The organism is Parapedobacter sp. GCM10030251, from assembly GCF_042666505.1.
GTDB lineage: Bacteria > Bacteroidota > Bacteroidia > Sphingobacteriales > Sphingobacteriaceae > Parapedobacter.
In genome coordinates, this window is the sequence record NZ_JBHTDN010000002.1 from 830169 (window position 1) to 845597 (window position 15429).

Consider the following 15429-nt stretch of genomic DNA (forward strand, 5'->3'; position numbering starts at 1 on the left):
GCGAACAATATTAATCAGGCGCCCGTTGGTACGATTAATCGATCATCACCTGTGTTTTTGCATTTTGCCGAATATTAACCTTAACCAATACAACGGTTTTTTCTCCGTCATCAGTATCATATTGCGCAAGTACATTTCCACCAGTTACCTGGTATCGGCCTTTCTTCATCACGAAGCGAACTCGACCATCGTAAAAATCATGGGGCAGATCATTAGCGATCCACACCGAATTGGCCGAAGCCGTACCATCGTTCTCCCGTTCATACGAAGCCGATACCGTAGGCTTACCGTAGTCGCCCAACATCCGATGCACCGTTATACCATCAGCGTGCATGGCAGGTTGCTCGCTGGTCCAGCCCGAGGCCGTACGCCTGAAATTGAAGAAAGCCGCACGTTGGAAATCCTGCGCCGATCCCACCGAAAGCACGGTAAACGGTTCGGTTTGCAATACCCGTGTCCGGTGATTGTGCCCTACGAGCAGCAAATCACTGGGATATGCCGCAGTGGCAATGTTCGTCCACCCTTCCAATCCGTCATAAAAATGGGAAACAAGCAACCGGTATTTGACCGTCGGATCATTCCAAGACCGGGCGTAGTCCGCTCTTGCCCAGTCCAGAAACTCATTAGATGTCCATTCCGTATTCAGCACGTACATAGACCCCATTCTAAAAGAAAAGGCACGTTGGCCAACCTGTTCGGTATACTGTTTCCGCCAGGCTTTGATGTCTACATAATCGCCCCAACCTAAGTCGTGGTTGCCCGTAGCCAGTACCGTGGGTACCTCGAAGCCTGCCAATCCTTCCATGAAGCGCGCTACGCGGACCTTGGCCTCTTCCATACCGCACCACTCATCCGCCCGGTTATAAAGCTGCATATTGTCCCCGGTTTGGAAAACCAGTCTGGGATTGATCAGGTTAACCACCGGCGCCAGCCAATTCAAGGCCTCTTTTGTGCCGCCAGACCACCGCTCACCTGCGGTACCACCGGGCTCGCCTGCTGAATCCTGCGTGAGGTGTTGGTCCGATTGGTGAAGAATGTAGAAATCGGCTTCCAGATCGGGTACCACATGTACAGCCCGCTCCGCTAGGGCCGTCTTGCCCGAAGCATGCGATACGGCAAGCCCCACGAGTTCCGGCGGCACGTCACCCGGCAGCTGGATGGTGAGTACCCACCCCTTGCTTGTCTGGTGGTGAATAGCGTCCCATTTTGCAGACAGCACCTGGCACGGCCATGTGGCGAAATCGTTTTTTACGGTGGCGCTCCACCCCGATTCACGCCAACTGCTATCGGCCATTATTTCAATCAGCATGCTATCCCCCGCCTGTACAAAAGCAGGGTTATGAGCCCGGGGCGTCCATATCGAAAACGATTCGTGCGCCACCGGATGCGACCCGTCCATTCGGTTAGGTATCGTGGGCGATGCAGTGGCTAACACAGTCACTTGCAGAAACGGGAGCGCGATCGACAAGCAAGCGCGAAATATTAATTTTATCATAATAGCTGATATTAATTCGTTTGTAAGTCTATTGCCAACAGCTGCAAGCGCTGTTGGAACAATCAGGAATAAAAACAGTACCACTCACCGCTTTGCGCTGGAATTTATCGTGATATTTTCGATGACTTTACCGTCCTGGTCAATTACCTCGATGTGGAGGTGCTTGCTATCGGCCGTCGCTTTCACCACGGAGGTGTTTGCATTGATTAAGACAGGGAATCGATGTCCCTCGGGGTCTGGCTGGCGATTGATGTGCCGGTGAAGGTGACCGCTCAGCATCAGGTGGGCTCCGGCTTCGTTGAGCAGCGGTACGAATTTTTCTGCAACCTCTACTTCGCCATGCCAGCCGCCAAATGGCGGCATGTGGCAGATCACCACTTTGAATGGCGCTTCCGTGTATTCCGGACGTTTCATTGCCGCTTCCAGCCATTCAGCCTGCTGCGTCCTGTATTCATCGAAGGCAACGATACCGCTATATTCCATGTCGGCATCCGGTTTATCCTCGCCAGCGTCGAGCACGACAAAACAGATAGGGCCGCGGCGCAACAGGTAATACAACTGGCCGGACTTGGTTGGAAAATAGTCAGCAAACCTTTCCGCAAACGGCCCCCGTGTTTCGTGGTTACCCCGCGCATAGTACATTGGGTGCGTCGATGCGAACACATGGGTTGCGGTATCCATGAACGACCCAAATACCTGGCCTTCGCCCAAGAAATGGCTGGCCATATCCCCATTGAAAAACACCAGGTCATTTTCAGCAAATTCAATTTGGCCCAATAACTTCTTCATCAATTCGTTATTGCCGTGTATATCATTGATCATCGCAAACGAAATGGTCGTCGCAGCCGGATCTACCGTCGTAAAGCTTAGTGGTTCCTTTCGGTACACCTGGGTGGCTGCCACGCGCCCATACTCCACCGTTACCCATTCGTGGCTTTTCACCTCCTGCGAAAAAACCCGGTACCGATATGTTGTTCCCGGCTGGAGCCCTTCCAATCGAACGTGATGAAGCGTATCCTTCACTTTAAAGCCATGGCGTACGGCAAAATATTTCGGCCGCTCCTTCTGATAGAAATGGCTTCCATCATCTGGAGCCAGTTCCACCCAGCTGATCGCCGTCTTATTGGTCGTCCACAAGATACTCACACTCGTTTCATCCAGTGCTTGCAAATAGGGCTGGTGGGTAATCTGGAATGGCGCCTGCGCAAGCATCAAAAGCGGCATAATCGCCCCTAGCGACAGCGTTAAAAAAATCCGGAACATGGATACTAATCTTTCCTTCATGTCCAATTCGTTAATCTGCCAACAGGTTGGTGTCAATGACAACAATCGTGGTCTCTTTATCCGGGTTTGTTTTCCGCTCGGCACTTGAGATGCTCAAGCCAACCGCAAAGACCTGGCCGGGATGGCTCAACAGGAACGGCAGATCAAGCGTCAACTCGAATGAAACGGCATCCGATCCGTCCGCCAAAACAACCGTCGTAGGTAGCGCATAGGCTGAAGCTGGGACTAATTGTGCCTGTAGTTGTCCCTTATCGATCAGTGTGCTCACCGTATCGGGCCGGTCGGTCACGGTAATGGAAACCGATCCGCTATTCGCGATCCCGCCCCGCACCACACCAAGCGGGATAATAACCTTGTTTGTACCTTCATCGATCCGAAAACGATACGGATTGCCAGGTGTGGGCACGTCATACGTATCTTTGGGTTCGGTTAAGTGATAAAGCTGCCCTGCAGCTGGCATATAGATCACCTGATCCGGATAGTCGGCATCCGCCAATTCCTGATACTTCCCACAGCCAAAAGCAACCAAAACAACCAGTATCCCAATCAAAACCGGAAAATACTTCCTTTTTATTGTCTTTTTCATAATGATATCGCTATAAATTACCACAACGGATTTTGTACGAGCCCATCCACTTTCAGCAACTCCTGTTGCGGGATTGGGTAAAAATGCATTTTAGGATGAAACACCCGGTTTTCTACAGTGGCGGGCGTATAGGTAAACGTTTCACCTGTCCGCACAATATCCACGCCTTTCAACGGTTCACCGAGCGTAGCCGGAGCGATCATCCACCGCCGTACATCCCAGAACCGGTGACCTTCAAACGCCAATTCGACCTGCCGCTCCCTACGGATACGGTCCCGCATTTCGGCTTGGCTCAGCCCAATGGGCAGGGGCGGCATACCCACTCCATTCCGTTGCCGAACCCGATCGATATATGCTTTGATGTCCGGATGCCCTGGGTCGTATTCGTTCAGGGCTTCCGCATAATTCAGGTAAATACCGGCCAGGCGGATAAAAATCCACGTATGTACGCTCGTCGTCCCGGTCAGCAGATTGATGTTTGGATCTACATATTTAAGCAGGTAATATCCCGTACGCGACGCTTGGTCGCGGCCTTTTCCGTCGAGCCCTCCGGCCCACAGCTCAACCGGCCTACCTTTAAATGCCGTGTTATTGGTCAGCAGACTCATGCCCAACCGAGGGTCGCGGTTGCTATAGGGATTGGCGGCATGTGCCGGGTTTGTCCAATCAAACGGCATAGCCGTGCCATCTTCGGCGATTACCTCATAGGCATCAACAAGGTTTTGTGAAGGTGTTGTCCCGCTCTGCCCCAAGTCATAGCCCACGGGGAAGTTAGCCCTTTCAAAGCTATTAGTCGCACCCTGCCGCCTGGCAAAAATAATCTCTTGACTATTGAATGTCCTGAACAGTGACTGATAATCTCCATGCAGCGCATAGTTTGCCTCGGTCAAATCGATTACTGCCTTTGCAGCGTCTGCTGCCGCCTTCCAGCGGGCGGCCCGATCGGCAGCGGGCAACGCAATCAGCTCAGGGTGCGCATATCCACCAGCCCAGTCCGGCGTGTTGTACAAATCACTTGCAGCATAGAGCAAAACCTGGCTTTTGAGCGATAACGCCGCACCTTTGGTTGCTCTTCCCAAGTTGACCGATTCGGGTACAGCCGGCAAGTTGGGTGCGACCGCATCACATTCGTCCACGATAAACCCGATGCTCTCCGCCAATGATTGCCGGGACAGACCATCCGGTGAATCGTTCAATCCGAAGGTCTCCGTAATGATCGGCACGCCCCCGTACCGTTTGACCAACTCGAAATAAAAGAACGCCCGTAAAAACCGAACCTCGTTTTTCCATCTGTTGATTTCCGCGAGTCTTGCCTGATAGGTTTCCTGCTGCGACGGCCTTGGATCGAGCCGCAGGTAATCCAGGTTAATGTCGTCGCTGGATGCCAGAAACTGGTTGGCTACGCGCACGCCACTATAGTAATGCGCCCAGGCGTTATCCGGGTTATTGATCGCGTCCCAATCGCCGGTATTGAACCGGTGTACGGACGATGTTTCCAACGTATGTTCGGCCTCATCGCTTGCGGCGGCCAACATGGCGCCATCCACCTCATCAAATCCGGCTTTCAGCACCTGGTACACAGCCGAAACGCGTGCCCGGGCATAATCGTACGAATGGATGACATCCTTTTCGGTAAGGTTGACGATGATATCGCGATCCAAATAATCTTTACAGCCTCCGATGAAACACAGAAGCAAGAGGGAGACAACAGTTATTTTAATTCTTTTCATGTCTTTTACTGGTATTGGTATTAAAACTGAACCTTCAATCCAAGACTTAACGTGCGCATTGCCGGATACCCCGTCAAGGTCTCCGGATCAGTATGCTTGACCCTATCCACCGAAAACAAGTTCGTTCCATTTGCGAAAACACGAAGGTTTTCCATAGACCACCGTTGCAATACGTCTTTTCGGATGGTATACCCCAATTCTACACTCCGCAGTTTGATGAAACTCCCATCCACCTGCCAAAAAGACGACGGCTGGAAATTGTTGAGGTTGTTTACGGATGATAACCGAGGATAAGTAGCCGTCTCAGCGGTTGCCGGTGTCCAGCGGTCGAGCGCTATTGCCGACACTTTGCCATTGTTTTGAAACGCATGAAAGTAATGGCCCGACAAGTATACGCTTCGGTTGGTTACCGCTTGGACGAAAAATTCCAGGTCAAATGCATTCCATGAAAAGCCGGGATTAAGTCCGAGTGTTATTTCGGGAACCGGCGTGTAACCTTGTGACACATAATCCTCCGCGTTGATGACGTTATCGCCGTTTTGGTCTTTATATCGGATATCGCCCGAGCGTATGGCAGCAAACCGTTGCTCGGCGGCTTCGGCAATTTCAGCCTCATTGCCGAAAAAGCCCATCGCTTCCAAGATAAACGGTTGCCCCACGCGGTGGCCCGTACGCTGAAGGTAATCGTGTCTTCTGAATTCTTCAGACATCTCAGCAATCTGATTTCTCGCGTACCATAGGTTCGCGTTCACGAAAAACGTCACATTTTTTGCACGATTGCTGGTGTATCGAGCCAATAGCTCGAATCCCTTGTTATCAACTTTTCCCTCGCTTAGCAAGGGCGACTCGATGCCATAGATGTCCGGCAAGGTACGATTGGCGGTGGTGAGAATGTCGTAACGATGGTTTCTGAAAACATCTGCTGTAAGCTGTAGCCTACCGAAGAGTTCGGCTTCAACCCCCACGTTAAACTTCCGATCCTTCTCCCATGTCACATCGGGATTTGCGGCTCGGCCCTCTTGCAGCGAGCTCGACGAGCCGTTGTCCGTACCGAAAAAATACGACCCCGGATTACGGTAAAACTGTTCGAATAAAAACCGCTCGTCGGCTATCCGGTCATTCCCGGTCAACCCAAACGATGTGCGTACCTTGAGGTGGTTTATCACGGAATGGTCTTTCAAGAATTCCTCTTCCGAAGCCACCCAGCCCAGCGATACCGCCGGGAAGAAACCGAAGCGCTTGCCCGGAGCAAACCGTTCTGACCCCATATAGCCGAATGAAAATTCACCGATGTATTTTTGCTGGTTGGCGTAGGTAAACCTACCACTCACTCCCAGGTGCTTGAATGGATACAACTCGCCGAGCCGGGAGTAGCTATCTACATTATAAAGCAGCATTCCCATCAGCGCGTGGTTGCCAATCGTGCGGTCGTAGTTGAGCTGCGTCTGAAAGACCACATTTCGCCACTGTTCAGATCCTCCCTCGTCGCCGACCAACGATGAACGTTCGCCGTAGCGTTGGTATACCGATTCACTATTGTTGCGCTCCATCAGGTAGCGCTCGTAATTCCGCAGCTTATTGGAATAGTTACGGAAGAAATTGTTAAAGGCGATGGTTGCGGAAACCTTTAGGCCATCGGTGACCATACCAAGCTGGTGCTCCAGTCTGAATGCCGACTGCAATGTCCGGCCATTGGACGTAAAATGTCCCTTCTCCAACACATCGCCGAGCGGATTCGAGAAAAGCGCATTTCCACCGTAGGTATGATTTGGATTATACACCGGGAACGCATTGGGCGGAATGACAGCCATTGTTGCAAAGATATCGGATGCGTCATTCGCCACCGGATTCGCTTTATCTTCCACCGTGCCGGATAAGGTAAGGCTAGCAGCGAGGTTCCGATTCAGCCTGATGTCTATGTTGGTCCGAAAGTTATAGCGATTGTACTGGCTATTTTTGCTGTTTTCGGACTGATTTCCCGAGCGGATGAAGAGCCCCTGCTCACTAAGCACATTCACCAAGCCGAAATACCTTACCGTTGAATTGCCGCCGCGCAGACTCAGGTTATAACTCGATGCCGGCGCATGGCTACGGAGCACTTCTTCATACCAATTAACGTCTGGGTGGAAGTACGGATCGTTTCCCGATCGGTACGCTTCCAGGCTGGTTTCCCCATACAACGGCGGCAGCCCATCGTTCACACGCGCTTCATTGTGAAGCGTAGCATAGTCATAAGACCCCAAAAAATCAGGTAGTCGCAAGGCACTCCGAATGCCGGTTTGGGCCGAAAAGGAAATCTCCAAGGGTCCTTCCAAGCCTCGTTTCGTGGTGACCAGCAACACACCATTTGCACCTCGGCTTCCATAAACTGCCGTAGCCGAAGCATCTTTCAATAACGTGATGGATTCGATTTCGTAGGGGCTTAGCTGCTCGAAAGCGCCTTCAAACCCGTCTACCATAATAAGCACGTCATTTCCCGGTCCAAACGTTCCCACACCCCGGCCCAGCAGCCGAGGTGTCTCCAAGCCCGGTTCGGCGCCCTGCTGCAGTACGGTTAATCCGCCCAGCCGGCCGTAAAGACCGGTAGCCACATTGCTGGTAAACGACTTCGTCAGATCGGACCCGGTGACGGACGATTGCGCGCTGGAAATCATCCAGTCGGGTTGGAAGCCAAATGCCACCGGCATTTGGCGGGTCGAATCGACGATTGATTCGTGGGGCGCGTCTTCTTGCGCCCAGGCGCATAGCACGGTAACCGAGCAGCAAAAAAGGGCCAAGATTTTGGATATGTGAAAATTTGACAACATGAGTTCGCTAGAAAAAATGAGCAAAAAAAATGAAATATTCAGTTCAACTACCAACCAGGGTTCTGGACCAGGTACCCCTTATTCACCTCATTCTGGTGGAAGCAATGCAAGTACATGCTACGATTAAACGTACGCTCTTCAAACACCACGGGCTGGTAGCTAAACGCTCCCGGTGCAGTTTGTTCGATCTGCAAGCCCCACATCTGGCCCTGCATCACCCCGTCTTCTTCCGCAATCATCCAGCGCATGATATCCCATAAACGATTATCTTCAAACGCCAGCTCGATAGCACGCTCGTTTCTGACCCGCTCCCTGAATTCCGCGGAAGTCAGGTTTTCCGGCAAACCGGGCATGCCAGACCGGCTTCTGATCGTATTGATCGCTTCATAGGCCTCCGCCACAGGGCCCTGGGCTTCATTTAATGCCTCGGCATACATCAAATAGGCATCCGCTAAGCGATAGAGGTAATTATGCGGTATAGCGGGAGCAGACAGCCGTAATGCATCCGGAATGAACTTGCGCTGCCAGTGGCCCCCACGGCAATCCAGCGCGTGGTCGTGTCCCTGATAGAGGTGCAATACGGGAAGTTCTTCATTCCAATAGGCCCCATTATAGCCGATCGTTTGCGCGAACCTTGGGTCGAGCTCAGCGTACTTCTGGGTAATATCGTCGCCACCGGCCATATCCCAGGTCTGCGGTGTACCATCTTTCTTTTCATATTTCCGGACAAAATTGAACGAGATGGTCATCCCATAGCCACTGAACGGCCTTGCAGGCAATATGCCGATAAAGGGATATTGCGTTCTGGAGGTGCTGCCTTTGAATTTATTGGCCAATATGATCTCCGGATTATCATGCGTTTCCCACATGTATTTGTAGTTCTTATCCGGCCCATATTCCGTTATCAGCCGCACGCCGGCCGAAGGAGCCCAATCGATTACGGCCTTGGCTGCATCCGCCGCCATTTGCCACCGGTTTGGATCTTCATTGCCGTAGCATATCAGATTATTGTTATTTCCTAAGCTTAGGTAAGGTGTGGCCCGGTTGAAAAGCGGACTAGCCGCCAGCAGCAAGGTTTTTGCCTTCACCATCAACGCAACGCCCTTTGTCACCCGCCCCTTCATGTCTGAAGGGAACGAATTGGGAAGCAGCTGCACAGCCTGTTCGCAGTCGCTTACAATAAAGTTCACAACCTCTTCCACAGTATTACGCACCAGGGGATTTTCCATCACATCCTGTGTGGTGAGGCGCCTATCCACGATCGGGACACCGCCGTACCTTTTCAGCATCTCGTAATAATTCATTGCCCGAATGGCAAGTGCCTCCCCCCTCACCTGATCGATATACGCCTGATCCACACCCGGCACATCAGCGATTCGCTCAAGTAGTATATTGGCCCGCCGAATAACGGCCCACCGCAGGTAGTGCCTCAAATCCGAATAGTGGATGTTGGTGGTATTGACACCGCCTCTATTCCAGTTATGCGGTTCGCCCCAGCTCACCGCCACTTCGCCCTCATCCGTGACACCGACAAAGGCAAACCGATCACTACCCGAGTGCCCGGTGATGGCATTTGGGCCACCAGACTGATCATGTATCGCCAGCATGGAATGTATACCCTCCCGGTATAACCCCGCAATAAACGTTTCCACCTGTGTGCGCGATGAAAAAATGGTATCCTCGTTGACATCCACACCCGGCGGCTTATCCAAAAAATCATCTAGATTATTCTCGCACGATAGCAAAACAATGCCAAAAAACAGGCACAAGCTCGTTATATTAACTAAATATTTCATTAGACTGTCTATTTTATATGACTTGATAGGAACTGCAGGCAGCACTTCAGAGGTTCACGTTTAAGCCAAAATTGATCGTTCGTATCAACGGATAAGGTTCGTTGTTGGTACTCGCGATATGGCTCTCCGGATCGACGCCTTTAAACATGCTGCTCCATGTCAAAAGATTGTTGCCATTGACATACAATCTCATTGAACTGATGCCGATCCGGGCGAGCATCCTTGCTTGAGACGTGTATCCGATCTCTGCATTTTTCAACCGTACATAGCTGGCGTCTCTCACCCACAATGACGAAGGCTGGTAGTTATGCTTGTTATTCACATCCCCTTCAGAAAGACGCGGAAAATTGATTTCCTCGCCATTAATATAGCGTTCGTGCGTCCAGCTTTGGTCAAGTATAAAGCTGGTTATGCCGGCCTCTTCCCGATAGCCATACCGGAAATTCCGGGAATACGACACCGAAACATTGCCCGCCCATTGGAACAATATGGAAAAATCGAAACCTTTGAAATCACCGCCGAAAGAAAGCCCGCCGATTTTATCCGGGAAATTAGAATACCCGATGGGCACCATATCGTCCACATCGACATTCCCATCCCCATTCACATCCTTGTACCGGGCATCACCGGGCTGGATGCGGTCGTTACTCCATCCGTAGCGGGGCCTTACCGGATCATTGACTTCCTCCCAGGTATTGTAAAAGCCGTCGAATAGCAGGCCGAAATTCTGCCCATGCCGCTGGCCCGTCCGGTATTGGTAATCGTATGGCCGTGTTACCTCATCCTGAAACTCGATCACATTCCGGGCATAGGTAAAATTAGCCTTCACCCAATAATTGAAATCTTGCACCTGATGCTGGAAGGAAATATCGCCGTCGAAGCCGCTGTTGCGCATCCTGCCAAAATTCGATGCGGGCAAATTAGCGCCCACCACGAACGGAACGGTTCCGAGATTCGCTAAGATATTGTCGCGCTTTTCTTCAAACCAGTCAGCCGTTACCTGTATCGCATTGTTAAAAAACCGCCCTTCGATGCCAATATTCGTTTTTCTGGCACGTTCCCAAGTTAAGTCGGGGTTACCGATTTTACCTTCTGTAGACGCCCTGTATTGCTGGTAAGAGCTCCCTATTTCACCAAACGAATAATAGTTATTTACAAAGTTGTACGAAGATGGCAGGTAGAGGAACCGATCACCTCCGATCTGGTCATTCCCCACTTCGCCCATTGAACCCCTTACTTTGAGGAAAGGCACGATGGTATTTGTCGGAAAGAACGGCTCTTCAGAGACGGTCCAGCCGAGTGAGTACGCAGGAAAAAAGCCAAATCGCTTTCCTTCGGCAAAGTTCTCCGTTCCGTTGTAACCCACATTCACTTCTGCCATGTAGCGCCCCAGGTAGTCATAGGTAGCCCGCCCCACAAGCCCCTGATGCCCACGGGGGATCAGGAAAGCCAACGCCGGGCTATGGTATTTGTTTTGATTATACAGCAGTAAGCCCCCCACGTTGTGCGCGCCGAACCTCCGGGAATAGGTCATGCCAAACTCCACGTATTCGCGCCGGTTTTTATCGATCGATTCGCTGTACGTGGTAACCCCCTCTTCGCGTTGCGGCACATACACGATCGAATGGTCTGGGTTACGCACCGGAAGGTACATCACCACCGGCTTGTAGAAGCCGCCGTCTTGTGTATTATAATTCACGTAGGAGACCGTACCATGGGTGGAGAGTCCCTCCGTGATGAAAGCCAGGTCATAGTTGAGCCGCGCAAAACCATTCAGGTAATTGCGGTGGCGCCGCTGATATCCCGACGAGAACAACGATCCGAGTACTCCACCCGCAGGGCCTGCTACCCCGAGAGTAATGGGTTTTCCATCAACGATACCCGGCGAGTTGATCGGATTAGAACGGGTAATCACCTCCAGCCGTGCGTTCAAATCGTGGAATGCGCCCTGCTGTTCCTCAAATTGATACGAAATATTCAACGTGGCCGATAATCCCTTCAGGATCTCAAAATCCAAATTGGACCGGAAGTTGTACCGCGAGAACGTGGGTTGTGCATGATAGGCTTCGGTAAACTTAGTGATGTTTTCGTTAAACAGGCCTTCCTGGTTGAAGTACCCTGCAGAAACAAAATATTTTACGCGTTCGGTACCGCCGTTAATGCTGAGGTTGTGCTGCATTTGGCCAGATCGCTCTCTATACATGGTATTGAACCAATCGACATCCGGGTAAAATAGCGGATCTTCCCCCGTTCTGAATTTTTCGATGTCCTCCGCCGAGAATTTAGGCGTGTACCCGCCACTGATGTAGGAGTCATACTTCAGCGCTTCATTAAACCCCTTTACATACGGATAAGCCCGCGCACTTTCCCGCATGTCGGTAAACGAAGTGGTCGCGAAATTGGTTGTAAAGCTGATCTTCGGGCGGCCAAGTACCCCGCGCTTAGTCGTTATCAGAATAACCCCATTTGCGCCCCTAACCCCGTACACAGCAGTTGCAGACGCATCCTTCAATATCGATACAGACTCAATCTCATTCGGATCGATGTTATTGAAGTTAACCCCTTCTATACCATCTACCATGATGAGTGGCGCTTGCGATCCACTGAATGTACCCACCCCCCGGATGCGCAACGTCGACTGGTCTTCGCCCGGCAAGCCGCTCCGTTGCACGGCCAAAAGCCCCGGCAAGCGCCCTACCAGCATGTTGCTGATGTTGGCTTGCGGTGATTGCAGCAGTTCCTTGGTACCCAGCGTGGATAGCGCCCCGGTGATGGTGGCTTTCTTTTGCTGGCCGAAACCGACCACGACGATTTCATCCAGATCGCTGATGAGCACCTTCAATGCTACATTCATCCAATTTGCTGCTCCGATGGATATTTCTTTGGCTTCATAGCCCACGATCGTAAATACGAGCGATGCTCCGCCCTGTGGCACGGATATCCGGTAATTACCCGCTTTGTTCGAAAAAGCCTGCGTAGTCGTCCCTTTCAGGGTAACGGTTACACCCTCCAGCGGTTCCCCATTTTCACCGGTAACAGTCCCGGTGATCTCCCGTTGCTGCAAACCGGGGGTGGTGCCCGATGTTTCAGTTTGCTTTTCACTCCGTATCAGGATGTTCTTTTCGACAATCTTAAATGAAAACGGCAGATTCGCCAAGCAGGCCGTAAGGGCCTCTTCCAACGAGAGCTCCTTGATAGACAAGCTGACTTTCACGTCTTTGAGCGATTGGCTATCGTACACGAACACGTACCCGGTTTGCCTTATTATCGACTGGAAAATGGATTCCATTGCGACGTCTTGAGCCTGTATGGTCACTTTTTGGGCGGTAGCTTCTGCGCTTACCTGCACAAGTGCTATTACCAATAAGCCGATGATCAGATTGAGCCGCATAAAAAACTGCTTATTTGTTAAGAGAACACTGGTGTTATTCTTTTCGAAGAGCCGCAATAATCGCCATATCGACCAATTCGCACGGCCGGCCATTGCATACACATTGATTTTCACTATCTTTGTAATGTTTGAGTTAACAAAAATGTACTAATTCCACTTAGGGCAAGCTCAAATGCTACGTCTTCTGATGGCAGTCAGAAGGCGTCTTTTTTTGCCCTGTACTCGAAGTTTGGTCTATTTCTTTTTCATATAATCATGTTTTAGGGATTGTATAATGATGAATTCTTAGGTGTAAATAACAATCCGCTTCACGCCGCTTTCGGTCTCGATCCGATATTTCAGCTTGAAATAAGTGAGTATCTCCAATACCTGCGATGCGTTTAAGTTGCGGTACACATTGCCCCACAATTTCAGATCCGGTTTATTTCCTTCAAAAAGCACTTCCACGCCGTACCATCTCGATAGCTGGCGCATGATCGTCTCAATATCGGTATTATCAAACCGGAACAAGCCGTTTTTCCACGCGATCGCATTCGTCACATCCACCGTTGAAACCCGTAGGTGATTCGTCCGATCCAACGATGCTTGTTGCCCCGGTGCCAACACCACCTCCATCTGGGACCCTTGTTCGATGACCCGGACCGCCCCTTCCAACAGCGTGGTCTTGATCGTTGGTTCGTCGGCATAGCTGTTGATGTTGAAATGCGTACCGAGTACTTCTATGGTCTGATTCCTCGAGACGACTTTGAATGGCCGCCGCTGATCTTTTGTCACTTCAAAATAGGCCTCTCCCGTCAGTTCGACCAACCGCATGTCATCATCAAATCGCGCAGGATACCGCAACGAAGACGCCGCGTTCATCCATACTTTCGTGCCGTCCGGCAATATGATCTGATATTCGCCTCCCTTCGGCGTGGTTAATGACAACAGTTGATCGCCCGAATTTGAATCCAAAATCAGGCTTCCATCGGCATATGCAATCTCATCATCGCCGATGACCACTCCGTTTTTGTCGCTGCTCAATTCGATGGTCTGCCCGTTGGCGAGGGTCAGCAATGCCTTATTACCGCCAGGAAGGATATCATCTGCTGTTGTAGCAGCGATATACGGTTGCCGGGTGGCGTCATCCTGCATCGGGCGGATTACAAACCAATACATCCCTCCGCTAATCAGCAGGATGGCAACAGCCGCCGCATAGCGCACCCACGATACCGGACGCCGGACCGGTCCTTTCGACAGCCGTTGGCGGATCTCCTGTAGATCAGCTTCCATATCTTCCTGAGCCAGCGAAGACTGTGATTGTGACGTCGTCTTGTTGTACCAGGTCTCCACCAAAGCCCGTTCCTCTTCCGTACAGGCGTTTTTGGCGTAGCGATCCAACAAGTTATGCAATGTTTGTTTATCCATGAATGTCAAACTTCTTACCCCTCATTCACTAGTAAAGTCAATTGGCAGGGTGCCAGGGCGTAGAAAAAAAGAAAAAAAATTAGGAAAGCCTGTTTTGGGTCTATACGAGCAATAAGAGCAAAATTACCAGGGTTTGGAATTTGACCCGCAACACCTTGAGGGCATTGTTGACCTGCTTCTTCACGGTAGCTGGAGAAAGATTAAGTTGTTCGGCAATTTCGCTGTGGGTCAGGTGCAATTCCCTGCTCATATAGAATATATCCCGCATTTTCTTTGGCAGTCGGCTCGCTTCGGCCTCAATCAATTGTTTGAGCTCCTTCTCACGCACCAAACAATCGGGTAGCGGCTGTTCTTCCACCATCAACTCTTTCCAAGTTGCCTCCAATACGGACAGGCGCTTCTCCCGTACCTCGAGATTGATGATTTTATATCGAACTACCGTATACAAATAATTCGCCAATTGGGATTCGATCGTCATTACCATCCGCTTGCTCCAGAGCGACTCAAAGATATCCTGTATCAGATCTTTAGCGGCTTCCCGGTCTTGCAGTCTTTTTTGAGCATGGAGAAAGAGCACACCCGCATACCGGTTATAGATTTCGGTAAAAGCCGGATAGTCATCTCCCGCCATCAAGTCGACTAATTCTTCATCTGTATACAACTGATATGAATCCGTTGATTTCATGCTCGCATTTCCGTCATTCTGAGATGGTATACTAATTGCTACCCTTAGTTTGCTACCGTTAGTACCCTAACGGTTTCAAAAGTATCGAACCCTTACGAATTTACGATTATCGTACTATTAAGTAATTGTTCAAATTGGCTCCAAGCCGATCCAGATAGGACTAACCCCAGGTCTGCATAGCTCTTGGCAAACTTAATAAAAAAAAACGCGTTCAACCATCGGAAAAGCAACGTGCGCAACCAAACGAC

9 protein-coding genes are annotated in these 15429 nt (G+C 50.8%); all 9 read right to left on the reverse strand.

From position 1 onward, the window contains the following. Window positions 1–34: 34 nt before the first annotated feature. Complete coding sequence (locus ACFQRK_RS09190) at window positions 35–1495, reverse strand: metallophosphoesterase family protein (RefSeq protein ID WP_379005814.1); 1461 nt, start codon at window positions 1493–1495, stop codon at window positions 35–37. An 84-nt stretch (window positions 1496–1579) separates the two neighbouring features. Next, a complete protein-coding gene (locus tag ACFQRK_RS09195; RefSeq protein WP_379005815.1) occupies window positions 1580–2779 on the reverse strand; it encodes a metallophosphoesterase in 1200 nt (399 codons plus the stop codon). A 10-nt stretch (window positions 2780–2789) separates the two neighbouring features. Continuing rightward, entirely contained in the window at window positions 2790–3365 is a 576-nt protein-coding gene (locus ACFQRK_RS09200; RefSeq protein ID WP_379005817.1) for a BT_3987 domain-containing protein, read from the reverse strand. Between the two features lie 17 nt (window positions 3366–3382). Continuing rightward, complete coding sequence (locus ACFQRK_RS09205; RefSeq protein ID WP_379005819.1) at window positions 3383–5095, reverse strand: RagB/SusD family nutrient uptake outer membrane protein; 1713 nt, start codon at window positions 5093–5095, stop codon at window positions 3383–3385. 20 nt (window positions 5096–5115) lie between these two features. Continuing rightward, window positions 5116–7902 (reverse strand): SusC/RagA family TonB-linked outer membrane protein, encoded by a 2787-nt coding sequence (locus ACFQRK_RS09210; RefSeq protein ID WP_379005821.1) that lies wholly within the window; start codon window positions 7900–7902, stop codon window positions 5116–5118. A gap of 47 nt (window positions 7903–7949) precedes the next feature. Continuing rightward, complete coding sequence (locus ACFQRK_RS09215) at window positions 7950–9698, reverse strand: RagB/SusD family nutrient uptake outer membrane protein (protein WP_379005823.1); 1749 nt, start codon at window positions 9696–9698, stop codon at window positions 7950–7952. A 46-nt stretch (window positions 9699–9744) separates the two neighbouring features. Beyond that, window positions 9745–13203, reverse strand: a complete 3459-nt coding sequence (locus ACFQRK_RS09220) for a TonB-dependent receptor (RefSeq protein WP_379005825.1) — start codon at window positions 13201–13203, stop codon at window positions 9745–9747. 171 nt (window positions 13204–13374) lie between these two features. Beyond that, window positions 13375–14496 carry a FecR family protein gene (locus tag ACFQRK_RS09225; protein WP_379005827.1) on the reverse strand — a complete coding sequence of 374 codons (1122 nt, stop codon included), beginning with the start codon at window positions 14494–14496 and terminating at the stop codon, window positions 13375–13377. A gap of 100 nt (window positions 14497–14596) precedes the next feature. Continuing rightward, a complete protein-coding gene (locus ACFQRK_RS09230; RefSeq protein ID WP_379005828.1) occupies window positions 14597–15181 on the reverse strand; it encodes an RNA polymerase sigma factor in 585 nt (194 codons plus the stop codon). Between the last annotated feature and the right edge of the window lie 248 nt (window positions 15182–15429).